Source organism: Micromonospora sp. WMMD812, from assembly GCF_027497215.1.
Taxonomy (GTDB): Bacteria; Actinomycetota; Actinomycetes; order Mycobacteriales; family Micromonosporaceae; genus Micromonospora.
In genome coordinates this window covers 2,962,073-2,987,966 of sequence record NZ_CP114904.1, presented here as the reverse complement: position 1 = coordinate 2,987,966, position 25,894 = coordinate 2,962,073, and the positions used below count along the sequence as shown (strand labels likewise).

The following is a 25,894-nucleotide window of genomic DNA, read 5'->3' as shown; positions in this document are numbered from 1 at the left end:
GCCGCCGCCCCGCGCCGGCACCCCGCCGGCGCACTCAACGAGTCAACCGCACCAGGTCGCCGGGTGCGACGGCGAGCAGGTCCGCGGCCCGCCCGCCGTTGACCGCGACCGCCACCCGACCGGCCGAATCGGCGTGCACCACCAGGCCGCCCGGCGGGGCGTCGCCGAACGTCCGGCCCCGGACCGCCGTCCGGCCCCCGGCCTCGTCCACCCTGGACCCTGCCGGTCGCGGTGCCGTCTCGGCGCTGCCGGCACTGCCGATGCTGCCGGCGCGGGCAGGCGGTGCCGGCACGGTCACCCGGACCGTCGCCGGCAGCCGGTCCAGCAGCTCCGCCGGCGCGGCGAGCTGCACGTTGCCGAAGTGGTCCACGGTCAGCACCTCGGCGGTGAGGCCGCCGACGTCCACCCGTACGACCGGCTCGGGCAGCCGGACCAACTCGGCCGGGTCGAGCGGCGGACCGGCCTCGGCGAGCGGAGCCCCGAGCGCGAGCCGGGCCGCGACCGGGGCGAAGACGTCCCGGCCGTGGAACGTGCGGCACACCCGCGGGGCCAACCACGCCGGGTTGGTCAGCTCGACCGCGGCGGTGACCCCGCCCAACGCGGCGGCGGCGTCCGGCAGCAGCCCGTTGTCCGGGCCGACGAGGACCCCGCCCGGGGTGGCCAGGGCGACGCCCCGACGGGTCGTGCCGACGCCCGGGTCGACGACCGCGACGTGCACCCCGACCGGCAGGTACGGCACGGTCTGCGCCAGCACCGTGGCGCCCCGCCGCACGTCGGCCGGCGGGACCAGGTGGGTCACGTCGATGACGCGCGCCGCTGGGGCGATCCGGCCGATCACCCCGTGGCAGGCTGCCACGAAGCCGTCGGCGAGGCCGTAGTCGGTGGTCAGCGAGATCCAGGGCGTGGCGGCCATGCCGGCAGGCTAACCCCACCGCCGGGCGCACGCCGCCGGTGTGGCGCGGCTCGCGCCCCGGCGGCCTCGGCGCCGCCGCTCACGGCCCGGTCCGCAGCTCCAGGATCAGTTCGTCGTGCAGCGGGATGCCGTCCTCGCCGGTGAGCGGAATCTCCGGCTTGAGCCGTCGGGCCCGGTCCACCGCGCCCGGATCCACTCCGACCAGCCGCAGACCGCGCCGCTGGTAGAAGCGGAGCGCACGGAGGTTGTCGTTGGAGGTGATCAGCCAGAGCCGGCCCAGGCCCGCGGCCCGGGCGATCTCCGCGGCCGCGGCGAGCAGCGCGGTGCCCGCGCCGCCGCCGGGTCGGGCGGCGACCAGGCTGACCACCTCCAGCCCGGCGTCGTCGCGGTGGTGGGCGAGAGCGCCGACCACGGCGCCGGCGCCGTCCACCGCCACCAGCGTCGGCAGCGTACGCAGGTCGTAGCGGGTGTCGTGGGCGATGACGTACGGGCCGCCCCAGTCGCGTTCGTGCAGCGCGTCCACGATGGCCCGGTCGCCCGGGTCCGCCGCCCGTACCGAGATGCCGCCCACGCGGTCCTCCCCTCGCCGGCCCCGGATCGTACCCGGGGGACCGGGGAGTGGCCGGGTGGCTTCGGGTTGGCAGATTTGGGACACCTGTGACGCCGCGTGGCCCCTGCCGTCGACCTCGCCGGTTCGGCAGACTGGTCGGGTGACACATCGGAGCCTGCCCGCCGCCGTGGTGCTCGCCGTGGTGCTCCCCGCCGCCGCCCTCAGCGCGGGCTGCGGTGGCGACCGCCCGGAAGCCCCCGCGCCGGCGGCGGCCAGCCGGTCCACGGTGGTGACTCCGACCGCCCCGTCCGCGCCGGTCCCGCCGACCGCCGCCGGGTCGACCGCCGCCCCGGCCGCTCCGGTGGTCCCGCCGGCCGGGGACGCCCCGGCGGTACAGGAACCCACCGAGCGCCGGCCGGCCAGCCCTCCACCGGTGGTGTTGCCCCGCCGCCCGGCCGGGTCGCCGGGCGCGACGCGGGTGATCGACGCGTTCCGGGCCGCCGGCCTGAGGGTGCCCAATCCCCGGGACCGCTCGGTCGACTGCGGACCCGACGGGCTCGGCCTGGGCTGTTCGGAACTGATCGCCACCGACGCGGTGACGGTGTACGTCTTTCCCGACGTGACCAGCGCTGGCGAGATCGCCGAGACCTGGACCGGCCAGTCGTACCGGCGGGGTGCGGTGGTGCTCAACTACCTGGAAGCGCGGACGCCGGCCGCCGACCGACCCCGCTACGAGAGGGTCCTCGCCAGCCTGGCCTGAGCGTGGCCCGTCCGCGCGGTCAGGCCGACGGGGCGCCGGCTGGCGTCCGTCCGTCGCGCTGGCAGCCGTCCGTCCGGGCTGATCGGCGTCTGCCCGCCGGGGCTGGGCAGCACCTGCCTTGGTCAGCGTTACGACTCAGAGGCATATTTATGACTCTGAGTCATAACGCTGTCGGCGACCTGGTCCGCAGCGCCACCGTCGACGACGTCGGCGCGCTTCAGCCGGGGCGCCGCCGAGTTCGACACCGCAGCCGACGTGGCGCTGGTCGCAGTCCTCGCCCGGTCGCAGCCGGGGCTGGCGCGGGCCCCGGTGGGGTCGGTCAGCCGCGCAGGCGCAGGCCGCGTGGGGTGGCGCGGAAGCCGGCCGCGGTCAGCGCGTCGCGCAGCGGCGAGGCGTGCACCGCCTCACCGTCGGCGCGCTCGACCGACATGGCGCCCAGCGCGCCGGAGTGGACCGCGTCGGCGAGGGCCTTGCCGGCCGCGGCGAGGGCATCCGCGTCGTCGGTGAAGGAGAGCAGCGTGCGACCGCCCCGCTCGACGTAGAGCACCAGGTCACCGGCGACCAGCACGACCAGCGCCCCCGCCTTGCGGCCGGCCCGGTGCCCGGTCGCCGGTGTGTCGCCGTCGCCCGAGTCGACGGCCCGCTCCGGCCAGGGCAGGGCGGCGCCGTACGGGTTGGCGGGGTCGGTCGCCGCGAGCACCAGGGGCGGCGCGCCCCGGCCGCGCGAGTCGGCCGGCTCGGCCAGCGCCCGGATCCGGTCCACCGCGCCCGGCACCGCGAACTGGGCCGCACCCAGCCCCTCGACGAAGTAGCCCCGGCGGGCCGCTCCGCGCTCCTCCAGCGCCGAGAGCACCGGGTAGACCGCCGCGAAGCCGCCCACGACCTGCTCGGCCATCACCGCGCCCCGGGTGACCACGCCGTGCCGCTCCAACAGCACGTCGGCCAGGGCCGCGGCCCGCCGGGTCGGATCGGTGTCCCGCTCGGGCAGCCGGGACCAGCGCCCGGCCACCGTCGGCGGCCCGCCCCGGGTCGGCAGCGGCAGACGGCCGGGGCGCCGGTAGCGGGTGCGCGGGGCGGACGGCCGGGACCGGTGGGCCCCGCCGGCGCCGAGCACCGCGCGCAGCGGAGCGAGCGTGTCGTTGGTGAGGTGACCGGCCCAGACCAGATCCCAGACGGCGGCGGCCAGCGCCGCGTCGTCGGTCGAGCCGACGCGGTCGGCGAGCGGGCGGAAGAAGAGCGCCTGCCCGTCGGCGAGCGCGTCGAGCACCGTCTCGTGCAGCGGGGTGAGGGCCAGCGCCTCGTCCGGCGGGGGGAGCAGCAGTGGCGCGGCATCCGCGTACGCGAGGGTGACCCACCCGTCCCCACCGGAGATCGCCCCGGAGCCCGCCCAGACCACCTCGCCGCTGGCGCAGAGCTCGTCGAGCTGGGCGGGGGAGTAGTCGGCGACCCGGCCCGGCAGCACCAGCCGCTCCAGCGCCGAGCCCGGCACCGCCGCGCCCTGCAGTTGCTCCACGGCCGCCGCCAGCGCCTCCACGCCCCGGGCGGACGAGCCCACCTGCTGCCAGCGGGGCAGGAACGCGGCGAGCGCCCGGGGCGGCACCGGCTCGATCTCGCGGCGCAGCGCGGCCAGGGACCGGCGGCGCAGCAGCCGCAGCACCTCGGCGTCGCACCACTGGGTGCCGACGGTGTCCGGCGTGAACTCGCCGGAGACCACCCGGCCGGTGGCGGCGAGCCGGCGCAGCGCCTGCTCCACCACGGCGACGCCGAGCCCGAACCGGGCCGCGCAGCTGGCCGCGGCGAACGGCCCGTGGGTGCGGGCGTACCGGGCGACGAGGTCGCCGATCGGGTCGGCGACCGGCGCCAGGTAGGCCTCGGCCACCCCGACCGGCAGGGCGACGCCGAGCGCGTCGCGCAGCCGGGCCGCGTCTTCGACGCCGACCCAGCGCTCCTCGCCGGCGACGCGGACCCGCAGCACGCGGCGGGCCGCCTCGAGGTCGGCGAGCCACCCGTCGGGCACCCCGCGCTCGGCCAGCTCGGCCGCGCCGAGGTCGCCGACGACCCGGAGCAGCTCGACCACGTCCTCCGCGTCGCGCGGACGACGCTGCTCGGTCAGCCAGCGCAGCTGCCGCTCGGTCTCGGCGAGCACCGCCGGGTCGAGCAGCTCCCGCAGGTCGACGCGGCCGAGCAGCTCGCCGAGCAGGGCCGAATCGAGGGCCAGCGCGGCGGCCCGCCGTTCGGCGAGCGGCGCGTCGCCCTCGTAGAGGAAGGCCCCGACGTAGCCGAAGAGCAGCGACCGGGCGAACGGTGACGGCTGACCGGTCTCCACCTCGACGAGCCGGACCCGGCGGGCGGCCAGGTCGCGCATCAGCTCGGCGAGCGCCGGCTGGTCGAAGACGTCCTGGAGGCACTCCCGGGCGGCCTCCAGGGTCACCGGGAAGTCGGCGTACTCGCGGGCGACGTCGAGCAGCTGGGCGGCGCGTTGGCGCTGTTGCCAGAGCGGCTGCCGGCGGCGCGGGTCGCGCCGGGGCAGCAGCAGCGACCGGGCCGCGCACTCGCGGAACCGGGAGGCGAAGAGCGCCGACGTGCCGACCGTCTCCTCCACCAGCTGGGCGATCTCGTCGGGCTCGAAGGCGACCACGTCGGCGCCGGGCGGCTCGTCGGCGGTGTCCGGCAGGCGGACGACGATGCCGTCGTCGGAGGGCATGACCTGCGCGTCCACGCCGTAGCGCTCGGCCAGCCGGCGCCCGATGGCGAGCGCCCACGGCCCGTTGACGCGGGCGCCCAGCACGCTGTGGACCGCGAGCCGCCAGTCGCCCAGCTCGTCGCGGAAGCGCTCGACCACGATCGTCCGGTCGTCCGGCAGCGAGCGAGTGGCCTCCTTCTGCTCCCGCAGGTAGGCCATCAGGTTGCCGGCCGCCCAGTCGTCCAGCCCGCCGGCGTGCAGCGCGGCGACCGCGGCCTCGTCGCTCTGCCGCAGCAGCGCGCGGACCCGCGCGCCGATGGCCCGGCCCAGCTCGACCGGACGCCCGAGCTGGTCGCCCTTCCAGAACGGCATCCGGGCCGCCTGCCCGGGCGCGGGCGAGACGAGCACCCGGTCGGGGGTGATCTCCTCGATCCGCCAGGAGGAGGAGCCGAGCAGGAACACGTCGCCGACCCGTGACTCGTAGACCATCTCCTCGTCCAGCTCGCCGACCCGGGCGGCGCGTTCGGCGCCGGCCAGGAACACGCCGAAGAGGCCCCGGTCCGGGATGGTGCCGCCGCTGGTCACCGCGAGCCGCTGCGCGCCGGGACGGCCGGTGAGCAGGTCGGCGGCCCGGTCCCAGACCAGCCGAGGGCGCAGCTCGGCGAACGCGGTCGACGGGTAGCGGCCGGAGAGCATGTCGAGCACGGCGTGCAGCGCCGAGTCGGGCAGCTCGGCGAAGGGAGCGGCCCGGCGGACCAGGACGGCCAGGTCGCCGACCCGCCACGGCTCCAGGGCGACCATCGCGACGATCTGCTGGGCCAGCACGTCGAGCGGGTTGCGCGGGAAGTGCAGCTCCTCGATCGCGCCCTCGGTCATCCGCTCGGCGACCACCGCGCAGGAGAGCAGGTCGCCCCGGTGCTTCGGGAAGACCACCCCCCGGGAGACCGCGCCGACCTGGTGCCCGGCCCGCCCGACGCGCTGCAGCCCGGCGGCGACGCTCGGCGGGGCCTCGATCTGCACCACCAGGTCGACCGCGCCCATGTCGATGCCCAGCTCGAGGCTGGAGGTGGCGACCACGGCGGGCAGCTGCCCCGACTTGAGCGCCTCCTCGATGTGCTTGCGCTCCTCCCGGGAGACGCTGCCGTGGTGCGCGCGGGCGATCACCGGCGCCGCGCCGGCCGCCGCGCCCGACTGGGCCATCACCTCGGCCGGCTGGCGTGGCGCTCGCAGCGGGCCCATCGGCCCGCCGAACGCGTCGGCGCCGCGCCGCGGCGCCGGGTCGGGACCGTCCGCCGGACCACCGTCGCCGGCTGGCGGGCCGTCGCGTCCCGCCAGCAGCTCGGATACGCCCACCGGCTCCCCGCCCCGGGCCGTGCGACCGTCGGCCGGGGTGGCCGTCGCCGCCAACTCCTCGGCGGCCAACTCGTTGAGCCGGGCGCAGAGCCGCTCGGCGCTGCGCCGGGAGTTGGTGAAGACGATGGTCGAGCGGTGCGCGCGGATCAGGGCGAAGACCCGCTCCTCCACGGCCGGCCAGATCGAGGCGCGGCGTGGCCCCGGACCGCCCAGGTCGTCCTCGGGCGGCTGCTCCTGCTCGTCGAGGCGGGTCATGTCCTCCACCGGAACCTGGACGGTGACCTCGATGGTCTTCGCGGTGGGCGGCTGGACCACGTCGACCGGCCGGGCGCCGCCGAGGAACCGGGCGCAGCCGTCGATCGGCCGGACCGTCGCGGAGAGGCCGATCCGCTGGGCCGGGGCGGGGAGCAGCTCGTCCAGGCGTTCCAGTGAGAGGGCGAGGTGGGCGCCGCGCTTGCTCCCGGCGACCGCGTGCACCTCGTCGACGATGACCGTCTCGACGCCGCGCAGCGAGTCGCGGGCGGCGGAGGTGAGCAGCAGGAAGAGCGACTCGGGCGTGGTGATGAGAATGTCCGGCGGGGTGCGGGCGAAGGCGCGCCGCTCGTCGGCCGGGGTGTCGCCGGTGCGCATGCCGACGGTGATCTCCGGCGGGGCGACGCCGAGCCGGGTGGCGGCCTGCCGGATGCCGGCCAGCGGGGCCCGCAGGTTGCGTTCGACGTCGACGGCGAGGGCCTTGAGCGGGCTCACGTAGAGCACGCGGCAGCGCTGCCGGGCCTCGGCCGGCGCGGGCTCCCGAGCCAGTCGGTCCAGCGACCAGAGGAACGCCGCGAGCGTCTTGCCGGAGCCGGTGGGCGCCACGACCAGGGCGTTGTGGCCGGCCGACACCGCACGCCAGGCGCCGGTCTGGGCGGCGGTGGGTGCGGCGAAGGCTGCGGTGAACCACTCCCGGGTCGCCGGGCTGAAATCGGCCAGCACGTCCGCGCCGCCCGCGTCGGGGCCGCCTCTCGAATCCGCCACCCGTCAATCCTGCCGCGCCGGTGTGACAAACGCGCCGGGCCGGACGCTGATTGTGTCCGGATACGGCGTTTACACGGCGGATATGATGCTTGACGCGTTAAGTCTCACTTAACTGCTTGCTTGTGACGCACAACATAAAGTAACTTCACTCGCGACGCGAATCGGGGTGGAGGGGATCGGATTGGCCGTCGAGCAGCGGAATGTCCCACCCGGCACCGACGTGCTCATCCGCAAGGTCGACAGTCATCTCGCCGCCGTCCGAGTCGGCCTGCACGGGCCGGAGCTGGAGCTCGCCGAACGGCTGGCCCGCTGCCTGCGCGAGCTGGTCGTCTCCACCGCCCACGCCAGCGCCGCCGACCGGGGGCAGGTCCGCGCGGCGGTGCACTACTTCGTGCTGCGCCGCGAGAGCCGTGGACGGTTGCTGTCGGTGCGGTCGCTGGCCGCGGCCGAGCGGGTGGTCGACCGGGTCGCCCGCCAACTCGGTCGCGCCGACCTGTTGGCCGAGCCGTCGCACTGCGACCGGGCCACGCTGGAGACCGCACCCCCGGCCGGCGACACCGTCAACCGCTGACGCAGTCGGGCAGCATCCGCCTCACTGGGGGCGATTTCGGCAAAATCCGCCCGGCGTTGCGCGAACTGGCGTCTGATCGCTCCTAGGCGCCGACCCGTCGCGGCGTCCGCCGCTGCCACGTCGACCGGGAGTGCGGATGCTCGTACTGCTGATCCTCCACCTCGTGGCGGCACTGCTCGCGCCGCTGTTGGTCCGGTGGTGGGGTCCGCGCGCCTGCTACCCGCTCGCTTTGGCGCCGGCCGCCGCGTTCGGCTGGGCGCTGGCCCGCACCCCGGCGGTCCGCGACGGCGGCGCGGTGGTCGAGACGTACCCGTGGATCGGGCAGTTGGGCCTCGACGTCGCGCTGCGGCTGACCACCCTGTCCTGGCTGATGACCCTGCTGATCGGCGGCGTCGGCGCCCTGGTGCTGGTCTACTGCGCCCGCTACTTCACCGCGGGCTCGCTCGGCCTGGCCCGGTTCGCCGGCGTGCTGACCGCGTTCGCCGGGGCGATGCTCTGCCTGGTCCTCGCCGACGACCTGCTGCTGCTCTACGTCGGCTGGGAGCTGACCACGATCTTCTCGTACCTGCTGATCGGGCACAGCACCGAGCGGCGGTCCAGCCGGTGGGCGGCCGCCCAGGCGTTGACCGTGACCACGCTGGGCGGGCTGGCCATGCTGGTCGGCTTCATCATGCTGGGCGAGCACGCCGGCACGTACCGCTGGTCGGAGATCGCCGCCCGGCCGCTGCCCGGCGGCGGCTACCTGGTCGCCGCGGTGCTGCTCATCCTGCTCGGGGCGCTGACCAAATCCGCGGTGCTGCCGTTCAGCTCCTGGCTGCCGGTCGCCATGGCGGCACCCACCCCGGCCAGCGCGTACCTGCACGCCGCGGCCATGGTGAAGGCCGGCGTCTACCTGATCGGGCTGCTCGCGCCGGTGCTCGCCACGGTCGGGCCGTGGCGCCCGGTCGTGGTCGTCGCCGGACTGGCGACCATGCTCGTCGGGGGCTGGGCCGCGCTGCGACAGACCGACCTGAAGCTGCTGCTGGCGTACGGCACGGTGAGCCAGCTGGGCCTGCTGGTGGTGCTGACCGGAGCCGGCACCCCGGACGCCGCGCTCGCCGGCGCGGCCATGCTGCTCGCGCACGCCCTGTTCAAGGCGGCGCTGTTCCTGGTCGTCGGGGTGATCGACCACGGCGCCGGCACCCGGGACCTGCGCGAACTCTCCGGGCTGCGACACGGCTCCGGCCCGCTGGTCACCGTCGCGGTGCTCGCGGCGGCGTCCATGGCCGGGCTGCCGCCACTGGTCGGCTTCGTCGCCAAGGAGGCGGTGTTCGCCGCCTTCATCGACCGGCCGGCGATCCTCGCCGTCCTGGCCGCCGGCACCGTGCTCACCGTCGCCTACAGCGTGCGGTTCCTGTGGGGCGCGTTCGCCGACCGGCCGGGCGTGGAGCCGACCCCGCTCGGCCGGATCGCGCCGCCCCTGCTGGTGCCACCGGCGGTGCTCGCCGGCGTCGGCCTGGTCGCCGGCCCGTTCGCCGGCGGCCTGGACGTCGTGCTCCGCCCGTACGCCGAACTGTCCGGCACGGTCCACGCGCACCTGGCGCTCTGGCCCGGGCCGACCCCCGCGCTCGGCCTCTCGGCGCTGGTGCTGGTCGGCGGTGGCGTGCTCTTCGCGCTGCGCGGCCCGCTCGCCCCGGCGCTCACCCGACTCCGCGCGCCGGTGACCGGGAACGTCGGGTACGAGTGGGTCATCGACCGCTTCGACCGGTTGGCCGTCGAGGTCACCGGCGCCACCCAGCGGGGCTCCCTCCCGCAGTACCTGGGCACGATCCTGATCGTGCTGGTCGTGCTGCCCGGCGGGGCGATGCTCGCCGCCCGCCCGTGGCAGGAGCGGATCGCCGCGTGGGACACCCCGTTGCAGCTGGTGGTCGCCGTGGTGCTCGGGGTCGCCGCGGTGCTCGCGGTGGGCGCGCGCCGCCGGTTGACCGCGATGCTGCTGGTCGGGGTCACCGGCTACGGCACGGCCATGCTCTTCGTCCTCTACGGCGCACCCGACCTGGCGTTGACCCAGTTCCTGGTGGAGACCGCGACCATCGCGGTCTTCGTGCTCGTGCTGCGCCGGCTGCCGGATCGGTTCTCCGCCCGACCGCTGCGCCGGGCCCGGTGGCTGCGCCGGGGGATCGGCGTGCTCGTCGGCGTGGTCACCGCCGGTCTGGCGCTGGTCGCCGCCGGGGCCCGGCAGGCGCCGTCCGTGTCGGCCGCCTTCCCGGAGCTGGCGGTCAGCGAGGGGTACGGCCGCAACGTGGTCAACGTGACCCTCGTCGACATCCGCGCCTGGGACACGATGGGCGAGATGGCGGTGCTGGTGGTGGCCGCGACCGGGGTGGCCAGCCTGATCTTCCAGCGCTCCCGCACCGGGCCCCGCCCCCGCCGACCCGAGCCGTCCGCTCGGGCGAACCGGCCCGACCGCCCGGTCTGGCTCCGCGGCGGCGCCCGGTTGGGGGAACGGCGGCGATCCATCGTGCTGGAGGTGGTCACCCGGCTGATCTTCCACACCGTGGTGCTCTTCTCCCTGTTCCTGCTCTTCTCCGGGCACAACGCGCCGGGCGGCGGCTTCGCCGGCGGGCTGGTGGCGAGCCTGGCGCTGGTCGTCCGCTACCTGGCCGGCGGGCGGTACGAACTGGCCGAGGCCGCGCCGGTCGGCGCCGGCACGGTGCTCGGCGCCGGCCTGGCGATCTCGGTCGGCACCGGCGTCGTCGCGCTGCTCGCCGGCGGTTCGGTGCTGCAGAGCGCGCGGATCGACCTGTACGCCCCGCTGATCGGCCACTTCTACGTGATCACCTCGCTCTTCTTCGACATCGGCGTGTACCTGGTCGTCGTCGGGCTGATGCTGGACATCCTGCGCAGCCTGGGCGCCGAGGTGGACCGGCACATCGAGGCGGCCGACACCGGCCCCGAGGGGCTCGCCGCCGAGTCGGGGGAGCGGCCGTGACCGCGGGCAGCGCCGGGCCGACCCTGGTGCTGGTGCTCGCCCTCGGGGTGCTCGTCGGCTGCGGTGTCATGCTGCTGCTGGAGCGGAGCCTGACCCGGATCCTGCTCGGCGTGATCCTCATCGGCAACGGGGTCAATCTGCTCATCCTGCTGGGCGGCCGGTCCGGCGCCGCGCCGGTGGTCGGCACCGCGCCGGTGGACCGGATGAGCGACCCGTTGCCGCAGGCCATGGTGCTGACCGCGATCGTGATCACCTTCGGGCTGACCGCGTTCCTGCTCGCGGTGGCCTACCGCAGCTGGTACCTCACCGGCGACGACGAGGTGCCGGACGACCTGGAGGACCGGCAGATCATCCGCCGGGCCGAGCGCGACGAGGTGGCCACCGCGGACCTCGGCGGCGAGGGCCCGGACGCCGACCCGGAGCAGGTCGACCCGGAGCCGGCCCGCCGCCGGCTGCGTCGTGGGGACGGCGTCGGATGACCGAGTACGCGCACCCCGGCCGGAACGGGGCGGCCCGGTGAACCGGCTGCTGCCGCTGCCGGTGGTGGTGCCGCTGCTCGGCGCGGCGCTCACCCTGGTGCTGGGCCGGTGGCCCCGGCTGCAGCGAGGCATCAGCGTGGTGGGGCTGGCCACCACCCTCGCCGTCGCCGCCCTGCTGCTCGTCGAGGCGTACCGGCACGGGCCGGTGGTGCTCGCGGTCGGGGCCTGGCCGGCGCCCGTCGGCATCGTGCTGGTCGCCGACCAGTTGGCCGCGTTGATGCTGGTGGTCTCCTCGGCGGTCACCCTCTGCGTGCTGCTCTACTCGATCGGCCAGGGCCGCGGCGAGACCGGCGAGGCCGCCCCGGTGACCATCTACCACCCGACGTACCTCGTGCTGACCGCCGGCGTGACGAACGCGTTCCTCGCCGGGGACCTGTTCAACCTCTTCGTCGGCTTCGAGATCCTGCTCGCCGCGAGCTTCGTGCTGATCACCCTGGGCGGCACCGAGACGCGGATCCGGACCGGCTCGACGTACGTGGTGGTGAGCGTCCTCTCCTCGATGATCTTCGTGGCCGCGGTGGGCCTGGTGTACGCGGCCACCGGGACGCTCAACATGGCCCAGCTCGCCCAGCGCCTGGACGCGCTGCCCGACGAGATACGGCTGGCGCTGCAACTCATGCTGTTGCTCGCGTTCGGGATCAAGGCGGCGGTCTTCCCGCTCTCGGCCTGGCTGCCGGACAGCTACCCGACCGCGCCGGCGCCGGTCACCGCGGTCTTCGCCGGCCTGCTCACCAAGGTCGGCGTCTACGCCGTCATCCGCACCGAGACCCTGCTCTTCCCCGGCGGGCAGGTGGCCACCCTGCTGATGGTGGTGGCCGGCCTGACCATGCTGGTGGGGATCCTGGGCGCGGTGGCCCAGTCGGACCTGAAGCGGGTCTTCTCGTTCACCCTGGTCAGCCACATCGGATACATGATCTTCGGGATCGCGCTGAGCACGGTGGCCGGGCTCTCCGGCGCGATCTTCTACGTGGTGCACCACATCACCCTCCAGACCACGCTCTTCCTGGTGACCGGGCTGGTCGAGGAGCGGGCGGGCAGCACCGACCTGCGCCGGCTCGGCGGGCTGGCCCGGATGGCGCCGGTGCTCGGCGTGCTCTTCTTCGTACCGGCGATGAACCTCGCAGGCGTGCCACCGTTCTCCGGCTTCCTCGGCAAGCTCGGGCTGCTCCAGGCCGGGGTGGCGGCCGGTGGTCCGCTGCCCGGTGCGCTGGTCGCCGCCGGCACGGTCACCAGCCTGCTCACCCTCTACGTGGCCTCCCGGGTGTGGAACCTCGCCTTCTGGCGCGCGCCCCGGCTGGCCACTGCGGAGCCGGCCGTCCGGCTGCCCGGGCTGATGGTCGGCGCCACCGTCGCGCTGGTCGTGTTCGGGCTGGCGCTGACCGTGGTCGCCGGTCCGCTGTTCGACGTCACCGCCGACGCCGCCACCGATCTGCGTGACCGCACCCCGTACCTGCGGGCCGTCCTGCCCGGCGGCGCACCGTGAGCCGGGGCGGTGCGGCGTGGTGACGGCGGAGCCGCCCACCGGCGACGGCGGGGCCGGGCCGGCACGCGGCCGGGTGGGGCGCTGGCGGGACCAGGCCGTGGCGTTCGGCTGGCTGGTGCTGGTCTGGAACCTGCTCTGGGGCGAGTTCACCTGGGGCAACCTGGCCGCCGGGCTGCTGGTGGGCGGCGCGGTGCTGCTGTTCTTCCCGCTGCCGCCGGTCACCTTCGGCGGCCGGCTGCGCCCCTGGGCGCTGCTGGCGTTCGCCGGCGCGTTCGTCGTCGAGTTGGTCGTCGCGAGCGCGCACATCGCCCGGATCGCGGTGCAGCCCGGCTGTCGGCCACGTGGCGCGATCCTCGCGGTCCGGCTGCGGGTACGGACCGATCTGAACCTGGCGCTCACCGCCGAGGCGGTGTCGCTGGTGCCGGGCACGTTGATCCTCGAGGTCGACCGGGAGGCCGGGGTCCTCTACGTGCACGTGCTCGACGTACGCGGGCCGCAGGACCTGGTCGTGAACCGGGCGCGCGTCCTCGAGGTCGAGCGGCGGATCGTCCGGGCGGTCGGCTCGGACGCGGAGCTGCGCCGGGTGCGTTCCGACGCTGTGGATAAGGAGAACCCGTGAACACGTTCCTCGCTGTCGTCCTCACCGCCATGTTCTCGGTGACCGCGCTGCTCGCGTTGGCCCGGCTCTACCGGGGGCCGTCGCTGCTCGACCGGGTGGTCGCCGCCGACATGCTGCTCGCCACGATGGTCGCGGCGGTGGGGGCCGAGGCCGCGGTCAACCGGCACGCCACCACGCTGCCGGTGCTGGTGGTGCTCTCCCTGCTGGGCTTCGTCGGCTCGGTCGCCCTGGTCCGGTTCGCCGTCCGGGAGGAGGCCTGATGTTCGCCACCGTCGCCGACTGGCTCGCGGCCGTCTGCCTGGTGACCGGCGGGCTGCTCGCGCTGGCCGCCGGGATCGGGGTGCTCCGCTTCCCGGACGTGCTGGACCGGATGCACGCGGCCACCAAGCCGCAGACGCTCGGGGTGCTGCTCCTGCTCGCCGGAGTCGCGCTGCGCCTGCGCACCCCGTCCGACCTGGGCATGATCGCGCTGGTCGCGGTCTTCCAGCTGGCCACCGCCCCGGTGGCCGCCCAGATGATCGGCCGGGCCGCGTACCGCTCCGACCGCGTCGACCGGTCCCTGCTCGACGTCGACGAACTCGCCGAACGCTGAGTGCCGGGCGGCGCGGGCGGGGGCGGAACCGGACAACCGAGCGCCTTCGGCCCACCCCCAGCGGGCGTACAGCGATCGCCGATAAAATGACCGCATGATCGACTCTTCTGCCCAGGAGGGCAGCAGTAGCCAGCCGGGTCGTGCCCGGCATCCCTTGGCCCCGACGCCGTACCGGGGAGCCCTGAGCCTCCCGTGTTGATCGTCCTCGGCCTCGTCCTGATCATCGTTCTCACCGCCGCCACCGGCTACTTCGTCGCCCAGGAGTTCGGCTACGTCGCCGTCGACCGGGGCAAGCTGCGGCAGCTCGCCGACGACGGCGACCAGCCCGCCGCCCGCGCGCTCGAAGTCACCGGCCGGCTCTCCTTCATGCTGTCCGGCGCCCAGCTCGGCATCACCGTCACCGCCCTGCTGGTCGGTTACGCCGCCGAGCCGTTCCTGGGTGAGGGCCTCGCCGACCTGCTCGGCCTGGCCGGGGTCGCCGAGAGCCTGAGTCTGCCGCTCTCGGTGGCGCTGGCCCTGGTCATCGCCACCGTGGTGCAGATGGTGCTCGGTGAGCTGGCCCCGAAGAACCTGGCCATCGCCCGCGCCGAACCGGTGGCCCGGGCACTGTCCCGTTCCACCCTCCTCTACCTGAGGATCGCCGGTCCGGCGGTCCGCCTCTTCGACCGGTCCGCGGTGCGGCTGCTGCGCCGCGTCGGCATCGAGCCGATCGAGGAGCTGCCCAGCGGGGCCACCCCCGAGGACCTGGAGCAGATCATCGCCGAATCCCGCCAGGAGGGGCACCTGGACGCGGAGATGTCCAACCTGCTCGACCGGGGGCTGGACTTCCGGGAGCTGACCGCCGGCGAGGCCATGGTGCCGCGGGTCGACGTGCACACCGTACGGGCCGACGAGCCGGTCAGTCGGGTGGTCGAGCTGCTGGACAGCGGCCATTCCCGCTTCCCGGTACGCGGCGCGGAGGGCGTCGACGACCTGGTCGGCGTGGTCGGCATCGCCGACGTGCTCGGCGTCCACCCGCGGCAGCGCGCCACCACCCCGGTGAGCGCGGTCGCCGTACCTCCGCTGCTGGTGCCCGAGACCCTGCCGCTGCCGACGGTGCTGGACCGGCTGCGCTCCGGCCACCGGCAGCTGGCCTGCGTGGTCGACGAGTACGGCGGCTTCGCCGGGGTGATCACCCTGGAGGACATCGCGGAGGAGCTGGTCGGCCCGATCCGGGACGAGGACGACCCGCCGGAGCGGGCCCCGGCCCGACAGGACGACGGCTCCTGGGTGGTGCCGGCCCGCTGGCGGATCGACGAGGTCGCCGACAGCACCGGAATCACCCTGCCCGAGGCCCCGGAGTACGACACCCTCTCCGGCCTGGTCATGCGCGAGCTGGGCCGGGTGCCCGAGGTCGGCGACCGGCTGGAGATCGACCTGCTCGCCGACGGTGAGGACGGCGAGGTCGAACGGCGCGCGCTCGTCGAGGTGCTCGCGGTCGACCGGCACGTGGCGGACTCCGTCCGCCTGCGGGTGAGCGAGCCGGGCCAGCGCCCGGAGGTGTCGGCGTGAGCGCGAGGAGTGAGCTTGCGAGCCCCGCAGTCGCGAACGAAGGACGGATCCGATGAGTCCCGGTGTCGCGCTGCTCACCTCGGTGGTGTTGCTCGTGCTGAACGGCTTCTTCGTCGCCGCCGAGTTCGCCCTGGTCGCCAGCAAGCGGTACCGCCTGGAGCAGGCCGCCGCCGGTGGCGGGAGGGCCGCCCGGGCCGCGCTGGACGGTGTCCGTGAGCTGTCCCTCATGCTCGCCGGCGCGCAGCTCGGCATCACCCTGTGCACGCTGGGTCTCGGTGCGCTCGCCGAGCCGGCGATCGAGCACCTGATCAGCCCGGTGCTGCACACGGTGGGGCTGCCGGAGGCGGCGAGCCACGCGGTGGCGCTGGTCTTCGCGCTGGCCCTGGTCACCTTCCTGCACCTGGTGATCGGCGAGATGGCGCCCAAGTCCTGGGCGATCATCGACGCGGAGCGCTCGGCGATGCTGCTCGCCCTGCCGTTCCGCGCCTTCGCCCGGGTCGCCCGGCCGGTGCTGTCCGCGCTCAACGCGCTGGCCAACGCGATCCTGCGGCTGGTCCGGGTCAACCCGCAGGACCAGCTGGCCCAGGTGCACGGTCCGGACGAGCTGCGCATGCTGCTGGAGCAGTCCCGCGAGCACGGGCTGCTCGGTGCCGAGCAGCACCAGCTGCTGACCAGCATGCTGGAGCTGCAGGGCACCACGGTGGCCCAAGTGATGGAGCCGTTCGCCACGATGGTGACGGTCCGTCGGGGCGACTCCGCCGATCGGATCGAGGAGGTCAGCCGGGAGAGCGGCCGGTCCCGGCTGGCGGTGCTGGACGCGGCCGGCGACGTCTGCGGCCTGGTGCACGTCCGGGAGGCGGTGCGGGCGGTCACCACGGGCCAGGAGGCCACCGCGGGTGAGCTGATGAGCAGCGCCTTCACCCTGCCGGCCGCGGCGTCGGTGACCGAGGCGGTGGCCGCCATGCGAGCCCGGCAGTCCCAGCTCGCGCTGGTGCGCAACGGCGGCGGCCCGGCCCGGCCGATCGGCTTCGTGGCGCTGGAGGACCTCCTGGAGGAGGTCATCGGCGAGTTCGACGACGAGACGGACGCGGTGCCGCGCGGGCGGCGGTTGCGGTGAGGTGAGGTGAGGACGCCCCGGCGGTCGGTCTCCGGCGAACCGCCGACGGGACGGGGCGCGGTCCGCGAGAGTGGAGGGTGACCTCGTACGGGGTGGGCGCCGTCCGCCGCTCTCGTGCCGGGTTCGCCACGGACGGAGGGGGCCGGTGCGGGTCGCGGGCGTGTCGCCGGAGTCGGGTTGGACCGGCCTGACCGTGCGTACCGACCTGACCAATCCGAGCACCCGGCCGGGCCTGCCGTTGCCCGGCCGGGTCACCGTCACCGCCGGCTCGGTGGACGTTCCGGTGCTGCACGTCCGGCTCGGCCTGGTCACCACGGCCGAGCCGGACGACCCGTCCGCGCCGCGCCGGCTGGTGCAGTTCCACGACGCGGCGGTGACCGGCGCGTTCGTGCTCCGGGCCGGGCGGGGACGGACCGTCCCGTTCGAGTTCCCGATGCCGTGGGAGACCCCGGTGACGATCTTCGGCGGGGTGCCGCTGCTGAGCCTGCGGATGGCGCTGCGCACCGAGGTGGCCGTCGAGCCGCGGCTGGACCAAGGGGCGATGGTGCCGGTCTTCGTGCACCCGCTGCCCGCCCAGGCGCACGTGCTGGCGGCGCTGGACACTCTCGGGTTCAGCATTCGCCAGGCGGGGCTGGTCGACGCGCGGCTGCCCGGGGTGGAGCAGACCCTGCCGCTGCACCAGCGGCTCGGTTTCTGGGTCGCCCCGCTCTACGCGGGGCCGATCACCGAGCTTGAAGTGATCTTCGTGGCCAATTCGGCCGGCCTGGAGGTGATCTTCTGGATGGACCGCCGGTTGGCGCTGGCCGGGGTGACGCACCAGAGCATCAGCCGGTTCCGGATCTGGCACGCCGGCGCGGACCAGCGCGACTGGGTGTCCACCGTGGACGGGTGGTTGCGCATGGCGATCAACCGGCACGCCGCGGCCGCGTCGCACGCCGACTGGTCCGCGCAGATCAGCGAGTCGGCCCACGTCAGCCGACCGCCGGACGAGCCGGTGCACCCCGGGTTCGGCCTGGGCGGCACCGCCGGCAGCGCCGGGGTCGGCGGAGGCGGGGGCGACGGCACCTGAGACCGTCGCCGCCCGGCGGCTACACGCTCGCGGTGGCGAGCTTGACGCTGAAGCCCAGGAACAGGGCGGCCACGCCGGTGGTCGCCCCCGCCGCGAGCCGGCGGCGTTGGCGGAACTGCGCGGCCAGGAAGGTCCCCGCGAAGATCAGCACGGTCAGGTACAGCGCACTGGTCACCTGCGCGATCAGCCCGAGCAGCGCGAACGAGAGCGCCGGCCAGGCGTAGCCGGGGTCGACGAATTGGATGAAGAACGAGATGAAGAAGAGGATCGCCTTCGGGTTGAGCAGGCTGATCACCAGCGCCTTGCGGAACGGGCTGCGCATCGCCGCCGGCTCCGCCGCGTCGATGAGCCGCGGCGCGGCCGGGTCGTTGCGGTCGCGCCAGCGCCGCCAGGCGCCGCGCAGCATCGTCAACCCCACATAACCGAGGTACGCCGCGCCGGCGTACTTCACCACCAGGAAGAGCGGTGGGTACGTCTGGAGCAGCGACGCCACCCCGGCGGCGGAGAGGAACATCAGCACCCCGTCGCCGAGGAAGACCCCGCCGGCGGCCCGATAGCCGGCGCCCACGCCGCGCTTGGCGGCGGTCGAGAGCACGAAGAGAGAGTTGGGCCCGGGCAACAGGACGATGGCCACGGTGCCCAGCACGTACGTTCCGATGTCGGTGATCCCCAGCACGTCGGACATCATCACGCCACCGGGGCCGTCCGGCGAAGCCTTTCCCGGAGCGTGACCTGTGCATTCGGCCACTCGTCGACGGTCATGGCGTACTGGACGGTGTCCCGCCAGGAGCCGTCGGGGCGCTGCCGGTGCATCCGCAGCACCCCCTCCCGGGTCGCACCGAGCCGCTCGATGGCCCGCTGCGAGCGCGCGTTGCGGATGTCGGTGTGCCAGACGACCCGCACCGCGCCCAGATCGTCGAAGGCCCGGCCGAGCAGCAGCAGCTTCGCCTCGGTGTTGATCGCCGTCCGCCACCAGGGCCGGCCGAGGAAGGTGTAGCCGATCGCCACCGACCGTCGCTGCGGGTCCACCTCGTAGTAGGACGTGCTGCCGACCACCGCGCCGGTCGCCGCGCAGCGCTGCACCCAGGGCACCCGTTCGCCCTGCTGGTACGCGTCCAGCGCCTCGGCGATGACGGCCGCCGTCCCGGCGGCGTCGGTCGGCAGGGGCCGCCACAGGTGCCGCCAGACCTCGGGGTCGGCGGTGGCGGTGTGCAGCTCGTCGGCGTGCGCGAGGTCGAGCGGCTCCAGCGCCACGTGCTCGCCGCGCAGCGCCGCCGGCTCGTGCCAGGGCGAGCGGGCCGCGCGCAGGTACGCCGGGACGGGCGCGGTCACGCCGGCGTCCGGCTCGGGGCGGCCCGGGGTCAGCCGCAGCGGCACCACGCCCGCCCAGTGCGGCAGGTCGAGGTCGGCCTCGTCGTCCCGTACGCCGCCGGCCCGGGCCCGGACCGAGACCTCGCGCAGCGGCAGCGCCAGCACGGCGGTCTCGGCCAGTTCGCGGCGGGTCGGCGGGCGGCTGTCCGCGGCGCGCCCGGCGCCGGCCTTCTCCACCAGGGCGGTCATCGCGTCGGTCTTCTCCCGTTCGTCGGTGACCAGGCGGGCGGTGCCGTGCGCGACCAGCGAGCGGTAGTTGGCGCTGTGGTGGAGCTGCGACCGCCCGTAGACCAGGCCGTCGAGCAGGGTGACCGCCACGCAGACCGGCAGCCCGTCGCCCCGGGCGGCGAGCAGCGGCCGGCCGCCGGTGGAGCCGTGCAGGTAGAGCGTGTCGCCGATGCGGACGTGCAGGGTCGGCAGCGCTCGCGGCTCGCCGTCGACGGTGAAGCCGAGCGTGCAGTGGTACGCCTCGTCCAGCACCGCGTGCGCGGCGGCCCGGTCGTAGCTCATCCGGCCGCGGTTCCGGCTCGCCGTCGTCCGCGCGGTCCGGGGGTACGTGGTCCGGTCGGTGGGGTGCATCGCGGGCCTGCCTTTGTTCTAGTACAATCCCGTATTTGTGTCAGCACGTTATCAGGTCACCGGGGCGACGGCCGTCGAGATTTCGGCCAGCATCGAGTCGGGCATCCGCACCGCCGCCCTGCCGCCCGGCGCGGCCCTCCCGCCGGTCCGGGCGCTCGCGGCCGAGTTGGCGGTCAGCCCGGCCACCGTGGCCCGCGCCTACCGGGAGCTGCGGCAGCGCGGGTTGGTCGCGACCGCCGGCCGGCACGGCACCCGGGTCCGGCCCCGCCCGCCGGTCGCCGCCCACCGTTCGGCGCTGCGCCCACCGCCCGTGACCGGCGTGCGCGACCTCTCCGCCGGCGAGCCGGACCCGGGCCTGCTGCCGCCGCTCGGTCCGCACCTGGCCGCCCTCGCCGCCGACGTCGGCCCGCCGGTCAGCTACTCGGCTGCCGGGGTGCTCCCCGAACTGGCCGAGGCGGCCCGGGCTCGGCTCGCCGCCGACGGCGTACCGGCCGGGGATCTGACGGTCACCGGCGGGGCGCTGGACGGCATCGAGCGGCTGCTCGGCGCGCACCTGCGCCCCGGTGACGCGGTGGCGGTCGAGGACCCGGGCTGGGCCAACCTGCTCGACCTGGTCGCCGCCCTCGGGCTGCGCCCGGTCGGCGTGCCGGTCGACGAGGAGGGGCCGGTGGTGGCCGGGGTCGCCGCGGCACTGGCCGCCGGGGCGCGGGCGCTGATCGTGACCAGCCGCGCGCAGAACCCGACCGGCGCCGCGGTCTCCGCCGCGCGTGCCGGCGCGCTGCGCGACCTCCTCGCCGGCCGGCCGGACCTGCTGCTCATCGAGGACGACCACGCCGCCGAGCTGGCCCGCGTACCCCTGCATCCGCTGGCCGGCGCGACCCCGAGCTGGGCCTTCCTCCGCTCGGCGAGCAAGCCCTACGGCCCCGACCTGCGCCTCGCCGTGCTGGTCGGCGACGAGACCACGGTGGCGCGGGTCGCCGGCCGGGCCCGGGTCGGCGCCGGCTGGGTCTCCACCGTGCTGCAACGGCTGGTGCTCGCGCTCTGGCGCGACCCGACCGTCGCCGAACTGGTCGAGCGGGCGGCCGACAGCTACGACCGGCGCCGGGAGGCGCTGCTCGCCGCGCTGGCCGAGCGGGGGCTCAGCGGGCACGGCCGCAGCGGCATCAACGTCTGGCTGCCCGTACCGGACGAGACCAGCGCGGTGACCGCGCTGCGCGACGCCGGCTGGTCGGTCGCGCCCGGCGCGCTCTACCGGATCGCCGGCCCGCCCGGCCTGCGGGTCACCGTCAGCCCGCTCACCGACGCCGACATCGCGCCCCTGGCGGACGCGCTGGCCCACGCCGCCCACCCCGCCGGGCCGGCCCGCTTCACCGCCTGACCGCCGGCGACCGTGCGATGTGGGCCCGGGACCGGTCTTCGATGCCCGGTTTCCTCGTGGCGGCGAGGTCTGGTGGGCGTGCGGGCGGGTAATCGCCGCGCCGGAGGTGAGGGAGCATGGCGTCGACGGGCACGAAGAGAGGCATCTGGATCGCGATCGCTGTGGCGGTCATCGTGATCATCATCGTGATCATCGCGCTGATGTCCGGCGGGGGTGACGGTGGCGGCGGCGGATACTGACCGACGCGTCAGGGTCCGGCCGGCGGGGCGGGCCGGTGCGCGCAGGGGGCGGCCGGCGGGGCGGGCCGGTGTGCGCCCGGGTCGCGTACCCGGCATCGAACCGCGAACAGGTATATAACAGTCGGCATGGCCGAGCAGACCGAGAGCGCCTCCGGCGCCCAGCGGTTCATCCCGCCCGACGCCGACACCCTCGACGACCTGCGGGCCGCCGCCGGCGGATGCCGGGGCTGCGAGCTCTACCGCGACGCGTCGCAGACCGTGTTCGGCCGCGGCGACGAGAGCGCGCGGGTGGTCTTCGTCGGCGAGCAGCCCGGCGACATGGAGGACCAGAAAGGACTACCTTTCGTGGGTCCGGCCGGCCGACTGCTCCGCAAGGCGGTCGACGACGCCAATCTCGACCCGGGGCACATCTACCTGACGAACGCCGTCAAGCACTTCCGGTTCGAGATGCGCGGCAAGCGGCGCATCCACCAGACCCCGGACCGGGTGCACATCACCGCCTGCCGCCCCTGGCTGGTCGCGGAGTTCGCCCGGCTGCGCCCGGAGATCGTCGTGGTGCTCGGCGCCACCGCGGCCAAGGCGCTGCTCGGCCCGGCCTTCCGGGTCACCCGGCAGCGCGGCGAGCTGCTGCCCTGGCCGGCGTCCGCCCAGCACCCGGAGGACTTCCAGCGGGTGCCGGTCGACAGCGCGGGCAAGCTGGCCGACACCCCACCCGCGCAGTTGCTTGCCACCATCCACCCGTCGGCCGTGCTGCGCGCCGACGACCAGGACAAGGCGTACGAGGGGCTGGTCGCCGACCTCACCGTCGCCGCCCGCGCGCTCGCCGGATAGGCGCGCTCCACCGCCGTACCGCCGGCGGGTCCGGAACGAGCGCGACGGCTGCCGCCTCTGCTCCCGGCGAAACCGGCTGCCGCCGGTCCGGCCGGCTGCGCAAGGATGGGTGGCGTCCCCCGTTCCTTACCGCGCAGGAGCCGAGATGGCCACCACGGACGTGACCGCGCCGGTCGCCGCACCCGACGTCGCGCCGATTCAGCGGCGGACCCTGCGGCTGCTCTTCGGGACCCAGATCGTCGGCGGGATCGGCGTCACCATCGGCATCGCCGTGGGGGCGCTGCTCGCCGCGCGGATCGCCGGCACCGCGGTGGCCGGTCTGGCCCAGAGCGCCGCCGTGGTGGGCGGGGCGCTGCTGGCGGTACCGATCACCCGCATCATGAACGGGCACGGGCGCCGGCCGGGTCTGGCCGTCGCGTACCTGGCCGGTGCGGTCGGCGCCGTGCTGGTGGTGCTCGCCACGGTCACCGGCTGGGTGCCGCTGCTCTTCCTCGGCATGCTGTTCTTCGGCGGCGGCACGGCCGCGAACCTCCAGGCCCGCTACGCGGCGGTGGACCTCGCCGAGCCCGCCCGGCGGGGCCGCCAACTCTCGCTGATCGTCTGGGCCACCACCATCGGCGCGGTGGCCGCGCCGAACTTCGCCGCGCTGGCCGACCGCACGACCAGCGGATGGGGCCTGCCGCCGCTGGCCGGCCCGTTCGCGTTCAGCGCCGCGGCGTTCGTGCTCGCCGCCGGCGTACTCCTCCTGCTGCTGCGGCCCGACCCGCTGCTCACCGCACGCCGGCTGGCGGCGGCCCCGGCGCCGGTCGCGGCCGGCCCCGCGCCCGAGGTCACCCCGCCGGCCGAGGCCGTCACCCCACCGGCCCGGACCGCCCGGCGCGGCGCCGGGATGCGGGCGGCGTGGCAGGTGGTACGCGGCCGCCCGGCCGCCCGGCTCGGCATCGCCGCGGTGGCGGTGGGCCACGTGGTGATGGTGGCCGTCATGTCGATGACCCCGGTCCGCCTCGGCGAGTCCCACGGCGACGCGGACGTGCTGCGCGTGGTCGGGATCGTGCTGAGCCTCCACATCGCCGGCATGTACGCGCTCTCCCCACTGGTGGGGTGGCTCACCGACCGGGTCGGCCGGCGGGCGGTGATCCTCACCGGCGTCGCGTCGCTGCTCGCCGCGTGCGCGGTCGCCGGCACCGCCGGGCACGACACGCCCCGGCTCTCGGTGGGCCTCGTCCTGCTCGGCCTGGGCTGGTCCGGCACCATGGTGGCCGGCTCCACGCTGCTTTCGGAGTCGGTGCCGGCGGCCGTCCGCCCGAGCGTGCAGGGCTTCTCGGACCTGACCATGGGGCTGGCCGGCGCCGTGGCCGCCGCGGTCAGCGGGTTTGTCATGCGGGCCGCCGGTTATCCGGTCCTCACCCTGCTCGCGGCGGTCGCGACCGTGCCCCTGGTGGCGCTAGCGTTGCGGCCGGTGCCGGTGGGGGCACCGGACGAGGAGGACTGATCACGTGCGGCTGACCGACTTCTGGACGCGGCTGGAGGAGGCGTTCGGTCCCGGCTACGCGGCCAGCATCGCCTCCGACCAGGTGCTCTCCCAGCTCGGCGGGCGGACCATCGAGCAGGCTCTCGCCGGGGGCGAGGAGACGCACGTGGTGTGGCGCGCGGTCTGCGCCGCCTATCCCGACCGGGTGCCCGCGCGACTACGCTGAGCAGCGTTTTCCGTCGTCCCCGCGTGTCGCTTGCCGAGTCGTACACCTGTTCGGCTATTGTCCACAGCGGGGTGCTCGTCCACAGCTCGCGGCCCGTCGGCTGGTTTTCTGTCGGACCCAGCGCCTAGCGTGTCCGCGTGACGCGAAGCTCAGCAAAGACGCCGGCGAAGGCAGGGGTGGCAACGATGGCGGCAGGGCCGGACCGGGAGAAGGCGCTCGACCTTGCTCTCGCTCAGATCGACAAGCAGTTCGGCAAGGGCTCGGTGATGCGGCTGGGGGAGCGGCCGGTCATCCAGACCGCGGTGATCCCGACCGGGTCCATCGCGCTCGACGTGGCGCTCGGCGTGGGCGGTCTGCCCCGCGGCCGGGTCGTCGAGATCTACGGTCCCGAGTCCAGCGGTAAGACCACGGTTGCGCTGCACGCGGTCGCCAACGCGCAGCGAGCCGGTGGCATCGCCGGCTTCATCGACGCCGAGCACGCCCTCGACCCGGAATACGCGAAGGCGCTCGGGGTCGACACCGACGCGCTGCTGGTGTCCCAGCCGGACACCGGCGAGCAGGCGCTGGAGATCGCGGACATGCTGGTCCGCTCCGGCGCGCTCGACATCATCGTCATCGACTCGGTGGCCGCGCTGGTGCCGCGTGCCGAGATCGAGGGCGAGATGGGCGACAGCCACGTCGGCCTCCAGGCCCGGCTGATGAGCCAGGCGCTGCGGAAGATCACCGGTGTGCTCAACAACACCGGCACGACGGCGATCTTCATCAACCAGCTTCGCGAGAAGATCGGTGTGATGTTCGGCAGCCCGGAGACCACCACCGGTGGTCGGGCGCTGAAGTTCTACGCCTCGGTCCGGCTCGACGTCCGCCGGATCGAGAGCCTCAAGGACGGCACCGACGTGGTCGGCAACCGCACCCGGGTCAAGGTCGTGAAGAACAAGGTCGCGGCACCGTTCAAGCAGGCCGAGTTCGACATCATGTACGGCAAGGGCATCTCCCGCGAGGGCTCGCTGATCGACGTCGGCGTCGAGCAGGCGATCATCCGCAAGTCCGGCGCCTGGTACACCTACGACGGTGACCAGCTCGGCCAGGGCAAGGAGAAGGCCCGCGAGTTCCTCCGGGAGAACCCGGACGTCGCCGCCGAGATCGAGAAGAAGATCCTCGAGAAGCTCGGCGTCGGGATCGGTGCGAGCGACGCGGCCGGTGGCCCGGAGCTGCCGCCGGTCGACTTCTGACCTGAGTCGTGGCAGGACGACGCGCCCGCACGGGGCGGGGCTGGGACGCCGGTCCACCCCGGGCGGGCGACGCCAACGGTGCGCCGCGCCCTCGCCGCGGCCGTCGCGGCCGGCCCGAGGAGGCCGCCGACCCGGAGGTGGCAGCCCCACCACGGGACGAGGCCGAGGTGGCCCGGGAGATCTGTCTGCGTCAGCTCGCCATCCGACCGCGCACCCGGGCCGAGCTGGCCGGCGCGCTCGCCAAGCGGGGCATCTCCGACGAGGTGTCGGCGGAGGTGCTCGACCGCTACGACGAGGTCGGTCTCATCGACGACGCCGCCTTCGCCCGCGCCTGGGTGTCCAGCCGGCACGCTGGGCGCGGCCTGGCCCGCCGGGCGCTCGCCAACGAGCTGCGTCAGCGCGGGGTCGACCGCGACGTGGCCCAGGAGGCGCTCGGTGAGCTGGACGAGAGCACCGAGGCCGAGACGGCACGCGCCCTGGTGGAGCGGAAGCTGCGCACCGCCCGGGGCGAGCCCGACGCCGTGTTCCGCCGGCTGGTGGGCATGCTGGCCCGCAAGGGCTACCCGCCCGGCGTGGCCATCCGGGCGGTGAAGGACGCGCTGGCGGCGCAGAGCGCCGAGGCGGCCGAGTTCGCCGAGCAAATCGACGCGGACGCGCTCGCCGACGCCGAGACCGACATGGACCGCGACAGCCGGGCGACCGAGTGACCGACGCCGTGGGGCCGGCCCGAGCTTTTCGCCGCGCCGTGGGAGTGGGGCTACCGAACGGGCGTTCGCCGG

Annotated in this window: 23 protein-coding genes; 18 read left to right on the top strand and 5 right to left on the bottom strand. The window is 75.2% G+C overall.

Annotated features, from left to right (window positions below):
• Positions 1–34: 34 nt before the first annotated feature.
• A complete protein-coding gene (locus O7603_RS13635; RefSeq protein WP_281576078.1) occupies positions 35–913 on the bottom strand; it encodes an SAM-dependent chlorinase/fluorinase in 879 nt (292 codons plus the stop codon).
• A gap of 79 nt (positions 914–992) precedes the next feature.
• The gene (locus O7603_RS13630; protein WP_281576077.1) at positions 993–1,484 is read right to left on the bottom strand and encodes a GNAT family N-acetyltransferase; all 492 of its coding nucleotides are present in this window, start codon (positions 1,482–1,484) and stop codon (positions 993–995) included.
• A 139-nt stretch (positions 1,485–1,623) separates the two neighbouring features.
• Between O7603_RS13630 and O7603_RS13625 the strand changes: the two genes are divergently transcribed.
• On the top strand, positions 1,624–2,223 hold the full coding sequence (locus tag O7603_RS13625; RefSeq protein WP_281576076.1) for a hypothetical protein: 600 nt from the start codon (positions 1,624–1,626) through the stop codon (positions 2,221–2,223).
• A gap of 319 nt (positions 2,224–2,542) precedes the next feature.
• Here O7603_RS13625 and O7603_RS13620 read toward each other — a convergent pair whose 3' ends face one another.
• Entirely contained in the window at positions 2,543–7,276 is a 4,734-nt protein-coding gene (locus tag O7603_RS13620; protein WP_281576075.1) for a DEAD/DEAH box helicase, read from the bottom strand.
• A 166-nt stretch (positions 7,277–7,442) separates the two neighbouring features.
• Here O7603_RS13620 and O7603_RS13615 point away from each other — a divergent pair, with 166 nt between their 5' ends.
• The 10 genes from O7603_RS13615 to O7603_RS13570 all read left to right on the top strand — a co-directional run bounded on the left by O7603_RS13615 (position 7,443) and on the right by O7603_RS13570 (position 17,788).
• Positions 7,443–7,847 carry a hypothetical protein gene (locus tag O7603_RS13615; protein ID WP_281576074.1) on the top strand — a complete coding sequence of 135 codons (405 nt, stop codon included), beginning with the start codon at positions 7,443–7,445 and terminating at the stop codon, positions 7,845–7,847.
• Positions 7,848–7,983: 136 nt separating this feature from the next.
• The gene (locus O7603_RS13610; protein WP_281576073.1) at positions 7,984–10,818 is read left to right on the top strand and encodes a Na+/H+ antiporter subunit A; all 2,835 of its coding nucleotides are present in this window, start codon (positions 7,984–7,986) and stop codon (positions 10,816–10,818) included.
• Positions 10,815–11,297: a Na(+)/H(+) antiporter subunit C gene (locus O7603_RS13605; RefSeq protein ID WP_281576072.1), complete on the top strand. Its 483-nt coding sequence runs from the start codon at positions 10,815–10,817 to the stop codon at positions 11,295–11,297. Before O7603_RS13610 ends, O7603_RS13605 begins: the two co-directional genes overlap by 4 nt.
• Before the next feature lie 37 nt (positions 11,298–11,334).
• Positions 11,335–12,840, top strand: coding sequence for a Na+/H+ antiporter subunit D (locus O7603_RS13600; protein ID WP_281576071.1), 1,506 nt, complete (start codon positions 11,335–11,337; stop codon positions 12,838–12,840).
• A 19-nt stretch (positions 12,841–12,859) separates the two neighbouring features.
• Positions 12,860–13,459, top strand: coding sequence for a Na+/H+ antiporter subunit E (locus tag O7603_RS13595; RefSeq protein ID WP_281576070.1), 600 nt, complete (start codon positions 12,860–12,862; stop codon positions 13,457–13,459).
• The gene (locus O7603_RS13590) at positions 13,456–13,719 is read left to right on the top strand and encodes a monovalent cation/H+ antiporter complex subunit F (RefSeq protein ID WP_281576069.1); all 264 of its coding nucleotides are present in this window, start codon (positions 13,456–13,458) and stop codon (positions 13,717–13,719) included. Before O7603_RS13595 ends, O7603_RS13590 begins: the two co-directional genes overlap by 4 nt.
• Positions 13,719–14,051 carry a monovalent cation/H(+) antiporter subunit G gene (gene mnhG, locus O7603_RS13585; protein ID WP_281576068.1) on the top strand — a complete coding sequence of 111 codons (333 nt, stop codon included), beginning with the start codon at positions 13,719–13,721 and terminating at the stop codon, positions 14,049–14,051. The genes O7603_RS13590 and mnhG overlap by 1 nt, the downstream gene beginning before the upstream one ends.
• A 192-nt stretch (positions 14,052–14,243) precedes the next feature.
• Positions 14,244–15,602 (top strand): hemolysin family protein, encoded by a 1,359-nt coding sequence (locus O7603_RS13580; RefSeq protein WP_281576067.1) that lies wholly within the window; start codon positions 14,244–14,246, stop codon positions 15,600–15,602.
• 52 nt (positions 15,603–15,654) lie between these two features.
• Positions 15,655–16,719, top strand: coding sequence for a hemolysin family protein (locus O7603_RS13575; protein ID WP_281576066.1), 1,065 nt, complete (start codon positions 15,655–15,657; stop codon positions 16,717–16,719).
• A gap of 145 nt (positions 16,720–16,864) precedes the next feature.
• Positions 16,865–17,788: a sporulation protein gene (locus tag O7603_RS13570; RefSeq protein ID WP_281576065.1), complete on the top strand. Its 924-nt coding sequence runs from the start codon at positions 16,865–16,867 to the stop codon at positions 17,786–17,788.
• Between the two features lie 19 nt (positions 17,789–17,807).
• On the opposite strand, the gene leuE is transcribed toward O7603_RS13570, so the two are convergent.
• The gene (leuE, locus tag O7603_RS13565; RefSeq protein WP_281576064.1) at positions 17,808–18,476 is read right to left on the bottom strand and encodes a leucine efflux protein LeuE; all 669 of its coding nucleotides are present in this window, start codon (positions 18,474–18,476) and stop codon (positions 17,808–17,810) included.
• A complete protein-coding gene (locus O7603_RS13560; protein WP_281576063.1) occupies positions 18,476–19,738 on the bottom strand; it encodes a bifunctional pyridoxamine 5'-phosphate oxidase family protein/GNAT family N-acetyltransferase in 1,263 nt (420 codons plus the stop codon). Before O7603_RS13560 ends, leuE begins: the two co-directional genes overlap by 1 nt.
• Before the next feature lie 37 nt (positions 19,739–19,775).
• Here O7603_RS13560 and O7603_RS13555 point away from each other — a divergent pair, with 37 nt between their 5' ends.
• From O7603_RS13555 to O7603_RS13525, 7 genes are all read left to right on the top strand, one after another.
• Positions 19,776–21,116 carry an aminotransferase class I/II-fold pyridoxal phosphate-dependent enzyme gene (locus tag O7603_RS13555; RefSeq protein ID WP_281576062.1) on the top strand — a complete coding sequence of 447 codons (1,341 nt, stop codon included), beginning with the start codon at positions 19,776–19,778 and terminating at the stop codon, positions 21,114–21,116.
• Between the two features lie 116 nt (positions 21,117–21,232).
• Entirely contained in the window at positions 21,233–21,355 is a 123-nt protein-coding gene (locus O7603_RS13550; RefSeq protein ID WP_281576061.1) for a hypothetical protein, read from the top strand.
• A gap of 126 nt (positions 21,356–21,481) precedes the next feature.
• A complete protein-coding gene (locus O7603_RS13545; protein WP_281576060.1) occupies positions 21,482–22,186 on the top strand; it encodes a UdgX family uracil-DNA binding protein in 705 nt (234 codons plus the stop codon).
• A gap of 145 nt (positions 22,187–22,331) precedes the next feature.
• Positions 22,332–23,678, top strand: a complete 1,347-nt coding sequence (locus O7603_RS13540; protein WP_281576059.1) for an MFS transporter — start codon at positions 22,332–22,334, stop codon at positions 23,676–23,678.
• A 4-nt stretch (positions 23,679–23,682) separates the two neighbouring features.
• Entirely contained in the window at positions 23,683–23,883 is a 201-nt protein-coding gene (locus O7603_RS13535; protein WP_120677045.1) for a DUF3046 domain-containing protein, read from the top strand.
• 185 nt (positions 23,884–24,068) lie between these two features.
• Complete coding sequence (recA, locus tag O7603_RS13530) at positions 24,069–25,115, top strand: recombinase RecA (RefSeq protein ID WP_281576058.1); 1,047 nt, start codon at positions 24,069–24,071, stop codon at positions 25,113–25,115.
• Positions 25,116–25,123: 8 nt separating this feature from the next.
• Positions 25,124–25,822 (top strand): regulatory protein RecX, encoded by a 699-nt coding sequence (locus O7603_RS13525; protein ID WP_281576057.1) that lies wholly within the window; start codon positions 25,124–25,126, stop codon positions 25,820–25,822.
• Positions 25,823–25,894 lie beyond the last annotated feature (72 nt).